This is a genomic window from Sediminicola sp. 1XM1-17, assembly GCF_037203765.1.
Lineage (GTDB): Bacteria > Bacteroidota > Bacteroidia > Flavobacteriales > Flavobacteriaceae > Sediminicola.
Genome location: NZ_JBBCAS010000009.1, coordinates 69,555 through 86,503, shown reverse-complemented (window position 1 = coordinate 86,503; position 16,949 = coordinate 69,555). Strand labels below are relative to the sequence as shown.

The 16,949-nt window shown below is 41.5% G+C and carries 15 protein-coding genes; 8 read left to right on the top strand and 7 right to left on the bottom strand.

All coding sequences use genetic code 11. The annotated features are described in order from the left end of the window. The first annotated feature begins 218 nt into the window (after window positions 1-218). Window positions 219-1,478: an aspartyl protease family protein gene (locus WAA86_RS13685; RefSeq protein WP_337301579.1), complete on the top strand. Its 1,260-nt coding sequence runs from the start codon at window positions 219-221 to the stop codon at window positions 1,476-1,478. 45 nt (window positions 1,479-1,523) lie between these two features. On the opposite strand, the gene WAA86_RS13680 is transcribed toward WAA86_RS13685, so the two are convergent. Further along, window positions 1,524-1,901 (bottom strand): DUF1573 domain-containing protein, encoded by a 378-nt coding sequence (locus tag WAA86_RS13680; RefSeq protein ID WP_337301578.1) that lies wholly within the window; start codon window positions 1,899-1,901, stop codon window positions 1,524-1,526. Window positions 1,902-2,097: 196 nt separating this feature from the next. Here WAA86_RS13680 and WAA86_RS13675 point away from each other — a divergent pair, with 196 nt between their 5' ends. From WAA86_RS13675 to WAA86_RS13660, 4 genes are all read left to right on the top strand, one after another. Then, window positions 2,098-4,728, top strand: coding sequence for a valine--tRNA ligase (locus WAA86_RS13675; protein WP_337301577.1), 2,631 nt, complete (start codon window positions 2,098-2,100; stop codon window positions 4,726-4,728). A gap of 163 nt (window positions 4,729-4,891) precedes the next feature. Beyond that, window positions 4,892-5,965: an L-dopachrome tautomerase-related protein gene (locus tag WAA86_RS13670; protein WP_337301576.1), complete on the top strand. Its 1,074-nt coding sequence runs from the start codon at window positions 4,892-4,894 to the stop codon at window positions 5,963-5,965. 150 nt (window positions 5,966-6,115) lie between these two features. Then, window positions 6,116-6,709, top strand: a complete 594-nt coding sequence (locus WAA86_RS13665) for a hypothetical protein (RefSeq protein WP_337301575.1) — start codon at window positions 6,116-6,118, stop codon at window positions 6,707-6,709. Window positions 6,710-6,883: 174 nt separating this feature from the next. After that, window positions 6,884-8,449 (top strand): SDR family oxidoreductase, encoded by a 1,566-nt coding sequence (locus WAA86_RS13660; protein WP_337301574.1) that lies wholly within the window; start codon window positions 6,884-6,886, stop codon window positions 8,447-8,449. A gap of 54 nt (window positions 8,450-8,503) precedes the next feature. On the opposite strand, the gene WAA86_RS13655 is transcribed toward WAA86_RS13660, so the two are convergent. Then, window positions 8,504-8,944, bottom strand: coding sequence for a doxx family protein (locus tag WAA86_RS13655; protein ID WP_337301573.1), 441 nt, complete (start codon window positions 8,942-8,944; stop codon window positions 8,504-8,506). Window positions 8,945-9,223: 279 nt separating this feature from the next. Between WAA86_RS13655 and WAA86_RS13650 the strand changes: the two genes are divergently transcribed. From WAA86_RS13650 to WAA86_RS13640, 3 genes are all read left to right on the top strand, one after another. Then, a complete protein-coding gene (locus WAA86_RS13650; protein ID WP_337301572.1) occupies window positions 9,224-10,504 on the top strand; it encodes a sensor histidine kinase in 1,281 nt (426 codons plus the stop codon). Beyond that, on the top strand, window positions 10,488-11,189 hold the full coding sequence (locus tag WAA86_RS13645) for a response regulator transcription factor (RefSeq protein WP_337301571.1): 702 nt from the start codon (window positions 10,488-10,490) through the stop codon (window positions 11,187-11,189). Before WAA86_RS13650 ends, WAA86_RS13645 begins: the two co-directional genes overlap by 17 nt. Window positions 11,190-11,269: 80 nt before the next feature. Next, the gene (locus WAA86_RS13640) at window positions 11,270-12,538 is read left to right on the top strand and encodes a sterol desaturase family protein (protein ID WP_337301570.1); all 1,269 of its coding nucleotides are present in this window, start codon (window positions 11,270-11,272) and stop codon (window positions 12,536-12,538) included. A gap of 5 nt (window positions 12,539-12,543) precedes the next feature. On the opposite strand, the gene WAA86_RS13635 is transcribed toward WAA86_RS13640, so the two are convergent. From WAA86_RS13635 to ftsH, 5 genes are all read right to left on the bottom strand, one after another. Next, entirely contained in the window at window positions 12,544-12,825 is a 282-nt protein-coding gene (locus WAA86_RS13635; protein WP_337301569.1) for an acyl-CoA-binding protein, read from the bottom strand. Then, window positions 12,815-13,483 (bottom strand): phosphatidylserine decarboxylase family protein, encoded by a 669-nt coding sequence (locus tag WAA86_RS13630; RefSeq protein WP_337301568.1) that lies wholly within the window; start codon window positions 13,481-13,483, stop codon window positions 12,815-12,817. Before WAA86_RS13630 ends, WAA86_RS13635 begins: the two co-directional genes overlap by 11 nt. Next, entirely contained in the window at window positions 13,473-14,276 is an 804-nt protein-coding gene (locus tag WAA86_RS13625; RefSeq protein WP_337301567.1) for a phosphatidate cytidylyltransferase, read from the bottom strand. Before WAA86_RS13625 ends, WAA86_RS13630 begins: the two co-directional genes overlap by 11 nt. A gap of 3 nt (window positions 14,277-14,279) precedes the next feature. Beyond that, the gene (locus WAA86_RS13620; protein WP_337301566.1) at window positions 14,280-14,891 is read right to left on the bottom strand and encodes an LUD domain-containing protein; all 612 of its coding nucleotides are present in this window, start codon (window positions 14,889-14,891) and stop codon (window positions 14,280-14,282) included. A gap of 71 nt (window positions 14,892-14,962) precedes the next feature. Beyond that, window positions 14,963-16,945, bottom strand: a complete 1,983-nt coding sequence (ftsH, locus tag WAA86_RS13615; RefSeq protein WP_337301565.1) for an ATP-dependent zinc metalloprotease FtsH — start codon at window positions 16,943-16,945, stop codon at window positions 14,963-14,965. Window positions 16,946-16,949: the final 4 nt, after the last annotated feature.

Sequence of the window (16,949 nt, the reverse complement as noted above, 5' to 3'; positions counted from 1 at the left end):
ATTTTCAACAAAAATGAGAAATCAAACCATACCAAGCAATAGCATTAAGTTTAATTTATGTCATGTATTAAATGTTAATATACTATGAGGGATTTGGTTAATTGCTTAATTTAAGGAGGTTTACGATGATGAAATGTTGCATATTGGTACGATTTGTTAAAAATATCGCTTTAATAATTTTTTGCCTTCCATTTTTTTCCTTCGCTCAAGGATTTAAATTGGAACAAGGAGAGAAATTCCAAAAGGTAAAATTTGAGCTCATCAACAACCTGATCATCATTCCTGTAGAGGTAAATGGGGCCAAGCTTTCATTTCTTCTTGATTCCGGAGTGGGAACTCCGATATTGTTCAACCTTTCAGATCAAGATTCGATTCAGATCAACAATGTTACCGAAATTGCCATAAAAGGGTTGGGAGAGGGCACTCCTATGAAAGGCCTCAGTTCTGAAGGTAACACCTTTGAGATCAATTCCATTTCAAATAGAAATCAAAAACTTTATGTGGTCCTTGATAAGGATATTAACTTTTCTCCCAGTCTTGGTATACCAGTTCATGGCATCATCGGGTATGATCTGTTCAAGGATTTTGTGGTGGAAATAAATTACAGTGCCAAAGTGATAAAATTTCACGATCCACTGACCTACAAACCTAAGTATGGTAAAAACCATGAAAAACTCCCCTTGATCATCGAGAATAAAAAGGCATATGTGGACGGAAATGTTTTTTTGGGAAATGAGGAAGAAATTCCGGTCAGGCTATTGGTCGATACCGGTAGCTCCGATGCCATTTGGCTCTTTGAGAATGGTGAGAAAGGGTTGGATATACCCGAAAAACACTATGACGATTATTTGGGAAAAGGACTCAGCGGTAATATCTTTGGGAAAAGGACCAGGGTCGAAGGTTTTAGATTGGGAAGTAGCTCCTTGCAGGGACCGAAGGCGGCATTCCCTGATATGGAATCATTCAGTGCCCTTAAGGATCTTGGGGACAGAAACGGAAGTATTGGGGGAGAAATCCTCAAAAGATTCAACTTGGTGTTCAACTATTCCAAAAATGAAGTTGTCATAAAAAGGAATGGCAATTTTAAGGAACCCTTTCATTATAATCTTAGTGGAATAGAACTAATGCATAACGGAATGCGATATATAGCGGAAAGACTGACGGATGCTAGGGGTATTGTGAAAAGTGACGAAAAGTCCTTTGGCAATGTCCAATTGCTCATGGAGGGCAGAACAAGATTAAGTCTGGTTCCCGAAATTGTTGTCTCCTCCATACGTGCGGGCAGTCCTGCACATGAGGCCGGACTCCAAGAAGGTGACCTGCTTCTCATGGTAAACGGGAAAAGCGTACATGAATATAAGTTGCAAGAAGTGTTTCAAATGCTCAATGAACGAGAAGGGAAAAGGGTAAAGCTGGTTATTGAGCGTTACAATCAGGATTTGTTGTTTTCCTTTGTACTGAAAAAAGTATTTAAATAAAAAAAGCCCGCAATTGCGGGCTTTCATACTTTTATAAAAAAAGTGTTAGGCTTTAACCTCACCTTTGATCTTTAAAATAATTGTGGGCTCATCCGCGTTGGAAATAACGGTAATGGCCTTTCTTATGGGGCCAACCCTATTGGTGTCATATTTAACTTGGATTTCACCTTTCTCCCCCGGCATGATCGGAGCCTCCGGTTTTTTAGGGATGGTACAGCCACAACTAGAACTTACCTTGCTGATGATCAAAGGAGCATTTCCAGTATTGGTGAATTCAAAAACACGAACACCATCGCTTCCTTTTTCAACCATTCCATAATCTACGGTATCCGTAGTAAACTTGATTTTTGCAGTTTTGTCCTGCGCATTTAGGCTAATTCCTAATAGTCCAATAAATAATAATAGTACTATTTTTTTCATCATTTTTCGTTTTGGGTAAATTTCAAATGTAAATGTTTTCACATCAACCTCCAAAATTCTTTTGTTATGTAATAACGTTACTTATTTTTGTTTCGTATTTCCAACTTATAAAAGAGCAATGGATTTATTAAGGTTGACATCGCTTGTTGACATAAATTGAACAATACCTGTAAAGGAAAGACAAAAACTATACCAAATAATGGAGATCCCATCAAAATACGAGCCCCAAAAGGCCGAAAACCGCTGGTATGACTACTGGATGGAACATAAATATTTCCACTCCGTGCCGGATGAAAGAGAGCCTTATACCATAGTAATACCCCCACCAAACGTTACTGGGGTCTTGCATATGGGGCATATGCTGAACAATACCATACAGGATGTTTTGATCCGTAGGGCGCGACTTATGGGCAAAAATGCCTGCTGGGTTCCGGGCACAGATCATGCTTCCATTGCCACGGAAGCTAAGGTGGTTGCCAGATTAAAAGAAAGGGGCATCAATAAGGCCGATATTTCCCGAGAGGAATTTTTGGGCCATGCCTGGGATTGGACCAATGAATACGGAGGTGTTATATTGGAGCAATTGAAGAAATTGGGATGTTCCTGTGATTGGGATAGGACCAAATTTACCATGGATGACAATATGTCCGCTTCCGTGATCAAGGTATTTGTCGATTTATTCAATAAAGGCCAGATCTACAGAGGATACCGAATGGTAAACTGGGATCCGGAAGCGAAAACGACCCTTTCCGATGAAGAAGTGATCTATGAGGAAAAACAGGGTCTGCTGTATTACCTGGAATATGGGATAGAGGGATCCAGTGAAACGGTGACCATAGCGACCACAAGACCGGAGACCATTTTGGGAGATACTGCCATCTGTATCAACCCCAACGATGAACGATACGGCCACCTCAAGGGAAAAAAGGCCATAGTGCCCATTTGCAATAGGGTAATTCCCATCATTGAGGATGATTACGTGGACGTGGAGTTTGGAACAGGGTGCCTCAAGGTAACCCCGGCCCATGATATTAATGATAAGGCTCTTGGGGAGAAGCATGGCCTGGAAACCATAGATATATTCAACGATGATGCCAGTCTGAACAGTTATGGTCTTCACTACGAGGGCAAGGACCGTTTCGTAGTAAGAAAGGAGATTTCCAAAGAATTGGAAGAGAAGGGTTTTTTGATAAAAACAGAACAGCACCTCAATAAGGTGGGGACTTCAGAAAGGACCAAAGCGGTGATTGAGCCCCGTTTGTCCGACCAATGGTTCCTTAGGATGGAAGATCTGGTAAAGCCTGCTATCAAAGCGGTTTTGGAGGATGAAGAGATAAAGTTGTTTCCAAAAAAGTTTGAGAATACCTATAGGCACTGGATGGAAAATATCCGCGATTGGAATATCTCAAGACAGTTATGGTGGGGGCAACAAATACCAGCCTATTATTTTGGGGACGGTCAGGATGATTTTGTAGTGGCGGAATCCAAAGAAGAGGCCTTGACCCTTGCCAAGAACAAATCTGGAAATACCAGTTTGACCGAAAAGGACTTAAGGCAGGATGAAGATGCCTTGGATACCTGGTTTTCGTCATGGTTGTGGCCCATTAGCGTGTTCAACGGTATATTGGAGCCAGAGAATAAAGAAATTGAATATTATTATCCCACCAATGATTTGGTCACCGGCCCGGATATTTTATTTTTCTGGGTAGCCAGAATGATCGTGGCAGGTTATGAGTACAGGGATGAAAAGCCTTTTGAGAATGTGTATCTCACAGGTTTGGTTAGGGACAAGCAAAGACGAAAAATGTCCAAATCCCTCGGGAATTCTCCCGATGCCCTTCAGTTGATAGAGGATTATGGTGCCGATGGTGTCCGTGTTGGACTGCTATTGAGTTCAGCGGCAGGTAACGATCTTATGTTTGATGAGGCCTTGTGCCAACAAGGGAAAAATTTCGCCAATAAGATTTGGAACGGTTTCCGATTGGTGAAAGGCTGGGAGGTGGCAGACTTGCCACAACCCGAATCTTCAAGATTGGGGATCGAGTGGTATCATGCAAAATTCAACAAGACCTTAGTGGAGATAGAGGACCATTTTAGCAAATATCGAATTTCGGATGCGCTAATGGCCATTTATAAGTTGGTCTGGGACGATTACAGCTCTTGGTTATTGGAGATAATCAAACCAGCTTACCAACAGCCTATAGACATGATCACTTTTGATGCCGTCATCGGCATATTTGAGAACAACCTTAAATTATTACATCCCTTTATGCCTTTCCTTACCGAGGAGATATGGCAGCATATTGCGGAGCGTTCCCCTCAGGAAGCACTTGTGGTGGCGAAATGGCCAGAACAACAAGCGGTGAACGAAGACCTTATAGAGGGTTTTGATTTTGCTGCAGAGGTCATAGCCGGAATCCGTACCATTAGGAAAGAAAAGAATATTCCCATGAAGGACTCCCTGGAATTATCTGTGTTGAACGAAGGAAAAATTGCCGTGGATTGGGATGTGATCATTGGCAAGCTTACCAATGTATCCAAAATATCCTACGTGGAAAGCCCATTGGAGGGTGCTCTGACCTTTAGGGTGAAATCCAATGAATATTTTATTCCCATGAGCGGCGCCATTGATATTGAGGCGGAAATAAAAAAGATACATGAGGAATTGAATTATACCAAGGGATTTTTGGTTTCGGTACAGAAAAAACTATCCAATGAGCGTTTTGTGAGCAATGCCCCGGAACAGGTCATCGCCTTGGAAAAACAAAAAGAAGCCGATGCCATGGCCAAGATAGAAACCTTGGAAAAGAGCTTGGCAAATCTGGGATAAAAAGACTGGGTTTTTGAGAATGCGTTTATCAGCTCTGGTGTAGCGGGATAAGCGCATTTTTTGTTTTTATCAAGAGGGCAATTCCCTATTGGTTAATACTAAAACTACGTTAAGTTTTGTGCCAATTCAAAATTGTGTTTGTAGTTCTTATTACCTTAGAACTATGAAAAAAATAGTCCTATTACTGGCAGCAATAGTTCTTGGCGGCTGCGGAGATAAAACAAAGAAAGAACAACCGAAAACAGAAGCTGAAACGGTATCCGTAGCGTTGCCAAAGGTAGAAAATGTGGCTACCTTCAAGGGTATGCAGGTCACAGGGGTCACCGTGACCGATAAGGGTCGCATATTTGCCAATTTTCCCAGATGGCGCAGGGGAATTCCATTGGCAGTAGTGGAGGTCAATGCAAACGATGGTTCCTATGCACCCTATCCAAATAAAGAAATGAACCGATGGGAAATTGGATCAGCATTGTTCCCCGATGTTTTTGTGGGGGTACAATCTGTTGTAGCCTTTGAAAACCATTTGTATGTTCTGGATACAAGGAGCGCCCTGTTCGGGCCTATTTTGGATGAACCTCGAATATTTGTGTTCAATTTGGATACCGACAGTTTGGAAAGAACCTATGTGGTTCCCAAGGGCGTTGCAAAACCAAATAGCTATATCAACGATCTTAGGATTGATAAGGAAAAAGGTAAAATATATTTCACCGATTCCGGTGCCGGAGGGCTTTTGGTGTTGGATATGGCATCGGGAAAAAGTAAAAGGATTCTCGACAATCATCCCTCTACCATGGCAGAAATGGATCATCTTACCTTTGACAATGGCAAATGGAACAATACCATCCATTCAGATGGGATTGCATTGGATACCAAAAACAACAAATTGTATTACCATGCGCTAACGGGTTACAGCCTCTATGCCATTGATACCAAGGTGTTGGTGTCTGAGGAAAACCCTTCCGATGCCCATGTGCAGTTCATCAAGAAAACGGGGGCCCCGGATGGGATGATATTTGACGATGCTGGCAACCTATATTTTGCGGATCTGGAAAATAACCGCATCGATTATTTGACCCCGACAGGGGAAACCAAAACGCTTTTGGAGGGAGATGCGGTAAAATGGGCAGATACCTTTAGTATTTACAAGGGGTATCTGTATTATACCAATTCCAGGATCAACGAAGTGCAAGGGGATATTTCGGAAATGGAATTTACTATCAATAGGGTAGCTCTTTGAGAAATTAGAAAGGAGGAAATTCCGATCAAATGTGGGGTATAAATTCAAATGTTATGAAGTACCTGATTCGTAGTTTGTTATATTTTTTTACGCCATGTATTTTTTTGAAAAATTCATAAGGATAAGTATCTTTAGGGAAACACTATACCTATGAAAACTCTCTTAATACTATCGTTAGGGCTAATGATGCCGTCATTGGTGTCGGCACAGGAGGTGACAACTGAAATATTGCCAAGGGAAATTCAGATAAAAACGGCAGTGATACCCGCGCCTGATCAAAAAAAGAGTGACGCCATGGTTTATGGGTACGATGCCAATGGAAAATTCACCGTTTTGAGGGAAGGAACCAATAACCTGGTATGTATTGCTGATAATCCAAACCAGGAAGGAATTAGTGTAGCCTGTTATTCTGTTCAATTGGAACCTTTTATGAAACGAGGGCGGGAGTTGGGGGCCGAGGGAATGGACGCCAAGGAAAAATTTGATATTAGGGGAGCGGAAGTGGCTGCGGGAAAATTAATGATGCCCAAAGATCCCAGCATGTTGTACATCTATTATGGCAGTGAAGAGGGGTATGATAAGGCTACGGGCACCTTGTCCGATGGTAAGTTTAGATATGTTGTTTATATTCCCTTTGCAACCGTTGAATCTACGGGACTCCCAGATAAGCCTCACGCTCCTGGAATGCCATGGCTGATGGATCCAGGTACCTATAGGGCACATATTATGATAGGCCCCTTTTAATATTTGGTCTGATAATCAGATAATTGTTCATAGGCCATAAGGGAGGGTGTTGTGGTCCATTATCAAGCACTTCGTATGTCATTCCATTAAGTTTTGATGATTTTTTATTGCTCTTTCATATGATTTTAACTGTACATTTGCACCGTTTTATAAAAGTGCAATAATCCTGATTATATGAGTATTAAGAACCCGAAAGATACACAAGATGCGAAATCCGATATTAGCCTGGAGGAAATAGAGCAATGTATCTCCATTTTGGATAAGTTGGTGGACAATGCACATCAGGTATTGCAATTGCCGGAAGAAAAAAGGATTGCTTTGTTAAAGGCTGCGGGAATACTCTCCAGACCTGACAGGCACCTATTTAAACAGCGCAAAAAGGATTCTGCCAAAGCTGCAAAGCGAAAGATGATAGAGCGTGATAAACATGCCCGGAAAGAAACAGGGATTCGAAGTGCTAGGGAAGCTGCTGTTTTTGTTGCCCCTAAGTTATTGGCTGCTCCCAAGAAACATGCCGAGGAAAGGGAATTGGAATCCCCAAGGAATTGTTATGTCTGTAAAACGGTTTATACCAAATTGCACCATTTTTATGACACCATGTGCCAGGATTGTGGCGACTTCAATTATGCCAAGCGTTTCCAAACGGCCGATCTATCCGGACAAGTGGCCATCGTTACCGGTTCCAGACTGAAAATAGGTTACCATATCGCCCTAATTCTGTTGCGATCCGGAGCCACCGTGGTGGCAACAACCCGATTTCCTGTGGACGCTGCCCTGCGTTTTTCCAAGGAAGAAGACTTTATGGAGTGGGGAAACCGATTGAAGATCCACGGCCTGGATCTGCGACATATCCCTAGTGTGGAGATCTTCTGTAATTTTATAGAACAGCAGTATAGCAGGTTGGATATCCTGATCAACAATGCCGCGCAAACTGTTAGAAGGCCCGCAGGCTTTTACCAGCATCTTATAAAAAATGAGGAATTGCCCATAGCGCAATTGCCTCAATTTGCCCAAGAGGTGCTTTCTGATCATAATTACTGTCTACAGGAATTAAAATCATTGGGCAAAGGCACATCTACCGAACAAAATAACGCTCTTCCAGTAAACTGGCATGCCCCGGAACCTGGAATAGGAATTAGAGCTTCCGCCAAATTATCACAGATTCCCTATAGTTTTGACAATTCACTTTCCTCCAAGGAAGTATTTCCAGAAGGGGAGTTTGATGCCGATCTACAACAGGTAGATTTGCGCAAGACCAATAGCTGGCGATTGAAATTGGGGGAGATCGAAACCCCGGAAATGATAGAGGTGCAATTGGTAAATGCGATAGCACCATTTGTTTTGTGCAACCGATTATCACGGTTAATGCGCCAGGAAAACACAGGTAAAAAGCATATCATTAACGTTTCGGCCATGGAAGGCAAGTTCCATCGTTTCTATAAGGAAGACCGTCATCCACATACCAATATGGCCAAAGCCGCCTTAAACATGATGACTCATACCTCTGCCCTCGATTTTGCCAAAGACGGGGTTTATATGAATGCGGTAGATACAGGTTGGGTCACAGATGAGGATCCGGTGGAACTGTCCAAAAGAAAAGTGGAGCTTCATGATTTTCAGCCTCCTTTGGATATCGTTGACGGGGCAGCAAGGGTTTTGGATCCCCTGATAGATGGGATCAATACCGGAAAGCACTGGACCGGAAAATTCTTAAAGGATTACCGCCCAATCGACTGGTAGTTTCCTGGGATCAAGACATATGGATAGGGCTTGGCTCTAAGATGGTCTCTGCGGCTATCGGCCTATAGTCTCGTTTTTCTCGGGCATCAAGCTGAGCAATGCCCCAATAATCACAATATTCTTTACAATATACTGACCTAATAAGGTGGGGACAAATATGCTATTGTTAAAGGTGAGTTCCGGAAAGAAAAGGAAAGGGGTAAATGTCATGCCCATGTGGATCAAGGCCATGGAAATGATAGTTCTACGGTATAGGTTCGAAATTAGGAGAAGCCCTATAAGAACTTCCCAAAAAGCCAAAGCAAAAATGGCGATCGATGAGGGTACAAGGTTGTGGGTAATACGGGCAATGGTGTGGATTGCCAAATCTTCGGCCGGACTCAGAGCTGAAAAGAATTTCAAAGAGCCAAACCATATATAGACCATCCCAATGCTGATTGCGAGAATCTGTTCCTTGGATATTTTATTGGTTATATGTAAATAAATCGCTCTCACGGATTGATACTCTTTTTTAACAATGGGAGGGAAGCCCTCTTTCTGTGTAATTGCCAATAATTAAAAGCTAACCTTGTTCAGGTTAGCTTTTGATGACTAATTATTTATGAATGAACTTGCAATAAAATTGAATTGGAATTAACTGTTGTCCAAGTTAGCCCGTTTAAGCTTAGGAAGGGATTAATGATAGGTAAAGAAGATTAATGAAAAGTTAATAGGATTAATAAATCATTAAGGAAGGTGGAATAGTCCAATTTTGTGTTATTTTCAATATTTAAATTGAAAAGGCGAAAACTACATATCATTGTATTTGTAATAGCAGTTCTGGGCTTGTTTATTGTCCAGTACCAATATTTGAAGATTGGACTAAATCTGGCAAAGGTGCAGTTCAACAAGAATATGGGCACGGCCGGTCAGGCCATTAAAAAAGACTTGTCTGAAGAAAATGAACTGACATTTTTGATCGGGAAGTCGCTCACCAAGGACGATACTTATTTTAACCTGAGCCTGGACAGTGTACAAAGTGCCACGGGTCATTTTTTGAATGACTTCTTAATTGATCGATTGGCGGTGAATGGTATCGCTGCCGATTTTTCCTATCAGTTGTTTTCTAGGGATTCCACGGACTACCTGTCATCTCCCGTGGTTTTTCAGAAGGGGGATAAATTGAATTCCTATCCCATAGCCTTGGAAGGTTACCTACCTGGCCTCATGGGAAAAGGCTTGGTATTGGAACTGCAGTTTAAAGATATCAACACCTACTTCCTGTTTCAATTGAATGGCCTCACCATTCCTAGTCTTATATTCATATTTGCCATAATTGTGGTGGTTATTTGGGTGCTGCGCTCCTTTTATTGGCAGGGCAAGCTTATCACCACAACCAACGAATTTATAAATAATCTTACCCATGAACTGAAGACTCCGGTTTTCTCCATAGGACTGGCAACCAAAATATTGGAAGACGATTTGGATGGGAAGCACAAACCCATAGTCGCAATAATCAGACAGCAGGTAGAGCGCTTGAAGGTTCATATAGACAAGGTCTTGGAGTTGGGCAGTATGGAGAACAATAAAAAGGTACTGGTTTTTGAGAAGGTCGATTTCCGGCCAATCTTACAAGACTTATGTGACGAGTTTCATACATTGGGAGCTTTGGAGCCGCTTCAATTTACATATGAACTGGAGGCAGGGGAGTATCCACTGTTTGCTGCGGTCTCCCATCTTGAAAATACGATCATCAATTTGTTTGAAAATGCCAAAAAGTACTCTGAAAACCCCATAATTCACCTAAGAGCAAAAAAAGTTAAAAACCATCTGGTCATCAGTATTACGGATAATGGAATAGGTTTGAGCAAAAAGGACCAACAGCGGATTTTTAATAAATATTATAGGGTCACCCAAGGAAATCTTCATACGGTCAAAGGTTATGGACTTGGGTTGCATTACGTGAAACATGTGGTTCATAGTCACAAAGGTAAAATCAAAGTAGAAAGTGAAATAGGTTCGGGAACTACCATTTCCCTACTAATCCCGTTCAGGAAAAATGGAAAAAGAATATAGTTTATTGTTGGTTGAAGATGACCCGTCATTGGGATATTTGCTCACTGAGTATCTAAAAATGAAGGGGTTTGAGCTCACCTGGGCGAAGTCCGGGAAGGAAGGATTAATGCATGCTGAAACCAACCATTTCGATCTGGCCATCTTGGATGTGATGATGCCAGAAATGGATGGGTTTACCCTGGCCGAGAAGATCCAATTGTCGGTCCCGGACCTGCCATTTTTATTTTTAACGGCGAGATCCTTAAAAATTGATGTTTTGAAAGGGTTTGCACTGGGTGCTGTAGACTATCTTAAAAAACCAATTGATGAGGAAGAGCTGGTGGTGCGAATCCATAGCCTATTGTCAAGACTTGGGAAAAAACCGGTTGTGGCCGTTGAAAGTAAAAAGTACGACATTGGCAAATATCAATTGAACAGCATCAACCAAGAACTAATTTATGATAAGGAGGTAATATCTTTAACTGGGAGGGAGAATGAGCTCTTGGTTTATCTGGTTCAGAATATAAACCAACTCTGTACCCATAAAGATATTCTAATACGTTTATGGGGAAAGAATGATTACTTCAATAGAAAGAGTTTGAATGTCTTTGTTTCCCATTTAAGGGGGTATCTCAGCAAGGACCCGAATATAAAAATTGACAATGTTCACGGTCAAGGTTTTATTTTAAAAGTATCGGTACCTTGAGAATGGGTTTCCTCTTGATGTATTTCATAAAGGTTAAATAGGATTTATTATATTTAAGGAGTTTGAATTAACATCCTGTCATGGAAACATATGCAAATGCATTACTTTATGCAATTCCCTTTTTTATCCTTTTGTTGGTAGTTGAGATCTCCTATGGGTATTTCATAAAAAAGCAAATGCACAAAACCCTCGATACCGTTTCCAGTATCAGTTCCGGTCTCACCAATATCATAAAGGATTCCCTTGGCCTGGCATTTATTGTAGTCAGTTATCCATTTTTATTGGAACATTTGGCTTTGACAGAGATCAAAGCAACTTGGCTGGTTTGGGTAATTGCCTTTGTGGTAATGGACTTTGCCGGCTATTGGAACCATAGGTTAAGTCACAGGGTCAACATTTTTTGGAACCAACATGTTATCCATCACAGTAGTGAGGAGTTTAATCTTGCCTGTGCCCTTCGGCAGCCCATTTCAAATTTGATCGGTTACTTTTCAATACTGTTGTTGCCCGCGGCATTATTGGGAGTCCCTTATGAAGTAATCGCCATTTTGGCCCCTGTTCATTTATTTGCCCAATTTTGGTACCATACCAAGCATATTGGTAAAATGGGATGGGTAGAAAAGGTATTGGTTACACCGTCCCAGCATAGGGTTCACCATGCCATCAATCCGGAATACATTGATAAGAACCTTGGGCAGATTTTGTGCATATGGGATAGGATGTTCGGGACTTTTCAAGAAGAGTTGGACGATGTTCCTCCCCAGTTTGGGATTTTGAAACAAGCAGCTACTTGGAATCCGGTACATATTAACTTTCAACACTTTTGGAACATGCTCAAGGATGCATGGAGAACGAAAAAATATGGGGATAAACTCAGAATCTGGTTTATGCCGACCGGATGGAGGCCCAAGGATGTACAAGAAAAATATCCTATGACCATTATAGAGGATGTTTATCAATTTAAAAGGTATGATACCGTGGCATCCCGGAGTCTAAAAGCGTATGTGATTTTTCAGATGTTGTTCAGTGTATTATTGTTGATGTACATGTTCTACAGCTATTCAGATATTGGTTTTGATGGACTGTTATGGTTTGGTGCCTTTGTGTTTGTTGGTATTTACGGTTACTCATCCTTGATGGACAGAAGTAAAATTGCCGTATATGTAGAAATGGGTAGAGGTCTCCTAGGACTTGGAACCATGTACTATCTGGGAGACTGGTTTGGGCTGGACAGCTTTTTGCCATTTGGCAATGTAGTCATGGTCGTATATTTTCTGATCACCATATTTTGTGGAATATACTTCACATTTCTGGAAGGGGAGGGGTCGGAAACCCAGGTGATGGCATAAACCCTTTATTTTTTGGCGCTTTGTGACTTGTTTCGAAGCTCTTTGTCCACAAGGGCGATATAAAGTTTCATGGCCTGCTTTGGCTTGATGTCCTTGGCTTGGATCAAGGCATTGGCCTTGAACGCATTGATAAGTGGGGTGCTGCTTCCGGGATGGTTGAAATTCTCATTGGCTATGCGGTAATACGCATACAATTTTAGCAGAAGATCAGCGGGGAGGGGTTCTGTAAACTGGTTCACGAAGGCAACTGCTTCAGAAAATTTCATATTTAATTTATCACTCGTCATCCTGGCTTTTAAGTATGGCAATGCAAGTTTTGGCTCCAACTACCTTCTGGTTCAATTTTACCGTAATTGGACAATCTAAAGGTAAGAACAAATCTACCCTAGAACCAAATTTAATGAATCCACCATCCTCACCTTGGCGAACACTGTCTCCTTCAACGGCATAATTTACAATTCTTTTTGCCATGGCTCCCGCTATTTGTCGGTATAGGATATCCCCGAATTTTGGAGTTTTTATAACAACTGTTGTGCGTTCATTTTCGGTACTTGCCTTTGGGTGCCAAGCGACCAGATATTTTCCCGGGTGGTACTTGGAGTATTTGACCACTCCACTCACGGGATATCTTGTGACATGGACATTGATGGGAGACATAAAAATGGAAACCTGCTTCCTTTTTTCTTTGAAATACTCTGTTTCCTCAACTTCTTCAATAACGACCACCTTACCGTCTACAGGCGCCAATATCTCATCAAAATTTTTAATGACCCGTCTTTTTGGGTTTCTGAAAAACTGTAGGATCATTACCAAAACAAAGAGGGCAAAGATTTGAATACTTACCCGAGCCCAGGTAATATCAATAAAAAAATGGGCCAAAAGACTGATTGTAGCAACTATCAGAAATGTAAACAAGATAATTTTTTGACCTTCTTTATGAAACATATGAAAAGATATTTAACGTTAAATAAGCAAATGGAGCGGCGTAGACCAAACTGTCCAGCCTATCCAGCATGCCTCCATGACCCGGCAAAATGGCGCCACTGTCCTTGACCCCTGCACTTCTTTTGAATTTGGATTCTATTAAATCCCCCAAACTTCCGGTTACCACGATGACCACTGCTAAAATCAACCATTCCTGTAAGGAAAGGTTGGTTTCATATGGTGCCATGATATAAGCGGCGACCAATGCAAAAACAAGACCTCCCAATGTACCCTCTATGGTTTTTTTCGGTGACACCGCTGGGTATAGTTTTGTTCTTCCTATGCTCCTTCCCACTAGATAGGCAAAAGAATCGTTTACCCAGATCAGGATGAATATTCCCATGATCAAAAATTGGGCGAACTCGTCATCTTTATATGGGATCATGGTCAAAAATATGCAACCACCACCTATATAAAATAAGCCAAATAGAAATTTTTGCAAAGTATTGAACAATGTTTCTTTTTTGCTGAAAAGAAATACCAGTAGTGCAAAATTAATGGTAATTGTCAGTAACATCAAAATATTGATGAGTACTTTATCCTTGATAATGTAAATATAGGCCCACCATAAGACCAAATAGGCCATATAGACATAGTACCCCTTTAATTTTACAATGCGCTTGTATTCGTGGAGACATGCCAATCCGAATGCCATGAACAAAAAGTCGAAAGCATCCGTGCTAAGAAAAATAGCGGATAGGAGTAAAAAGACATAAACGACACCCGTTATAAGGCGCCTAAGGATTTCTCTCATAGTTTAAAGGTCTTCCAGAAGTAAAAGATATAAATTTTTTGAACTACTTCCGTAAGAGAGGAAATCATCTTTGTCCTCTATGTTGGACTGAAAATGTTTTATGGTCGTAATATTGGCCGGAATGCTGTTTTTATATTTTCTCTTAATGTTTTTTAGGCCTTCGCCAATGGAATCTACCAATTGGCTGGTCGTGGCAAAAACAATAAAATTTTCTGGTAAATCGTGTAATTTGTATTCTTTCAGTTGGTTTGAACAGACTAAAATGGAACCATTTTGGGCGATTAGCTGTTCGCAAGTGGTGAAAAACACCGTACTCTTTTTTGGGCTTTTGGTAAATATAAGACCTTGTTTTGAAAATTTGGCTTCCAATCTATCATCCATGGAAAAGAAGGCTTGATCTTGCCATTGGTTTTCGATAATGATATGGTCCAGGGTCTCTGCTATTTCGGAAAATGAATCGCAGTATAAAAATTTGCCGCCGTTCTTTTTGAAGTGGATCGTGAATTTTTCGTCTACGGGAATATTGAGGTCGGGCATGTGTAGCCCTCTGGTCTCAGCAGTTTCCTTTGAAGCCTTTTTCTTTCCACCCCCAAATAGTTTATCAAATAGACCCATAGTTATTTATACGATCTTCAATTTATGGCATAAAGTAAAGCAAAAGACGTGTAATAACACGTCTTTTGTTGCTAAGATTCTAATTCTTCTTTTGGTAATTCTTCTTTATTGATTTTCTCTTGGCCTTTTTCATCAAACTCTTTGTCAAATGGACGTTTGCCAAATATCTTTTCCAAATCGTCTTTAAAGATAACTTCTTTTTCCAAAAGTCGTTCTGCCAATTCGGTAAGTTTGTCTTTGTTTTTAGAAAGAAGTTCTACGGCTCTTGCATACTGTTCCTCGATCAATTTGGAAATTTCCCTGTCGATTTTCTGAGCAGTATCCTCGCTATAGGGTTTTGAAAAACCGTATTCATTCTGACCGGAGGAATCGTAATAGGTCAAGTTTCCAATCTCATCGTTCAGTCCATAAATAGTGACCATGGCCCTTGCCTGTTTGGTTACTTTTTCGAGGTCACTCAGAGCTCCTGTGGATATCTTGTCGAACATTACCTTTTCTGCGGCCCTTCCTCCCAAGGTGGCGCACATTTCATCCTTCATCTGGTCCGGTCTCACGATAAGGCGCTCTTCCGGCAGGTACCATGCGGCACCCAAGGATTGACCCCTGGGGACAATGGTAACTTTTACCAGGGGAGCTGCGTGCTCCAACATCCAGCTTACTGTAGCATGTCCAGCTTCATGGTAGGCTATTGTCTTCTTTTCTCCTGGCGTGATGATCTTGTTTTTCTTTTCCAGACCACCAACGATCCTATCTACGGCATCCAAGAAATCTTGTTTGGTAACAGCTTTTTTCTCTTTTCGCGCAGCAATAAGAGCGGCTTCGTTACATACATTGGCTATGTCCGCACCAGAGAATCCTGGTGTTTGTCTTGCCAGAAAATCAAGGTCCAGTGTTTCGGCGGTTTTGATCGGTCTAAGGTGTACCTCAAAGATCTCCTTGCGCTCATTGATGTCCGGTAAGTCTACATAGATTTGCCTGTCGAACCTACCTGCTCTCATCAGTGCCTTGTCCAAGACATCGGCACGGTTGGTCGCTGCCAATACGATCACGTTTGTATTGGTGCCAAATCCATCCATTTCTGTCAATAGCTGGTTCAAGGTATTTTCCCTTTCATCGTTGGATCCGGTAAAGTTGTTTTTTCCCCTAGCCCTACCTATGGCGTCTATCTCATCGATAAATATGATTGCTGGGGATTTGTCCTTGGCCTGTTTGAATAGGTCTCGTACCCTAGAGGCACCAACTCCTACAAACATTTCAACGAAATCCGATCCGGACAAGGAAAAGAAAGGTACTTTGGCTTCACCTGCAACGGCTTTGGCCAATAAGGTCTTTCCTGTCCCTGGAGGTCCTACAAGAAGGGCTCCTTTCGGGATCTTACCACCTAAAGAGGTATATTTGTCTGGATTTCTAAGGAATTCCACAATTTCTTCCACTTCTTCCTTTGCACCTTCAAGACCGGCAACATCTTTAAAAGAGGTTCTCGTGTCCGTTTTTTCGTCGAAAAGCTTGGCCTTGGATTTTCCAATATTGAATATTTGGCCACCTGCACCTCCACCTGCGCCACCGGACATCCTTCGCATCAGGTAGATCCAGATACCAATGATCAGTACAAAAGGTAAAAGGGTCAAAAGCAAATCTCCCAACACATTGGATTCCGTATCGTAATCCACAATGGTGTCCAGGTTATTTTCCTTTTTGATATTTTTTATTTCATTCTCAAAGTTCTGCAAATCCCCATAATCCAAGATGTATTGTGGGGTCACGCCTTGGGTAAGTGCAAATGATTTCTCTGCCACATCCTTGTGAACATCCTTTTTCATAGCCTCTTCGGTAAGGAAGACTTTGGCCTGACGGGTGTTGGTGATGATCAGAATTTTGGAAATATCGCCGTTCCTCAGGTATTCTTGGAGTTCAGAAGAGGTAGTTTTTTTGGTGCTGTTGAAATTGCCGCTTCCAAAAAATTGGAAACCAATCAGCAGCATAGCAATTAACCCATAAATCCACCATGAGCTGAATTTTGGTTTTTTGGGACTTGTATTATTTTCTTTAGCCATTCTT

What these genes read in the sequence shown, in the direction of transcription:
- WAA86_RS13640 (WP_337301570.1), top strand. Translation starts at nt 11,270, where the DNA reads ATGGAAACATATGCAAATGCATTACTTTATGCAATTCCCTTTTTTATC.
- WAA86_RS13630 (WP_337301568.1), bottom strand. Translation starts at nt 13,483, where the DNA reads ATGTTTCATAAAGAAGGTCAAAAAATTATCTTGTTTACATTTCTGATA.
- WAA86_RS13660 (WP_337301574.1), top strand. Translation starts at nt 6,884, where the DNA reads ATGAGTATTAAGAACCCGAAAGATACACAAGATGCGAAATCCGATATT.
- WAA86_RS13675 (WP_337301577.1), top strand. Translation starts at nt 2,098, where the DNA reads ATGGAGATCCCATCAAAATACGAGCCCCAAAAGGCCGAAAACCGCTGG.
- WAA86_RS13680 (WP_337301578.1), bottom strand. Translation starts at nt 1,901, where the DNA reads ATGATGAAAAAAATAGTACTATTATTATTTATTGGACTATTAGGAATT.
- WAA86_RS13670 (WP_337301576.1), top strand. Translation starts at nt 4,892, where the DNA reads ATGAAAAAAATAGTCCTATTACTGGCAGCAATAGTTCTTGGCGGCTGC.
- WAA86_RS13620 (WP_337301566.1), bottom strand. Translation starts at nt 14,891, where the DNA reads ATGGGTCTATTTGATAAACTATTTGGGGGTGGAAAGAAAAAGGCTTCA.
- WAA86_RS13625 (WP_337301567.1), bottom strand. Translation starts at nt 14,276, where the DNA reads ATGAGAGAAATCCTTAGGCGCCTTATAACGGGTGTCGTTTATGTCTTT.
- WAA86_RS13665 (WP_337301575.1), top strand. Translation starts at nt 6,116, where the DNA reads ATGAAAACTCTCTTAATACTATCGTTAGGGCTAATGATGCCGTCATTG.
- WAA86_RS13635 (WP_337301569.1), bottom strand. Translation starts at nt 12,825, where the DNA reads ATGACGAGTGATAAATTAAATATGAAATTTTCTGAAGCAGTTGCCTTC.
- WAA86_RS13645 (WP_337301571.1), top strand. Translation starts at nt 10,488, where the DNA reads ATGGAAAAAGAATATAGTTTATTGTTGGTTGAAGATGACCCGTCATTG.
- ftsH (WP_337301565.1), bottom strand. Translation starts at nt 16,945, where the DNA reads ATGGCTAAAGAAAATAATACAAGTCCCAAAAAACCAAAATTCAGCTCA.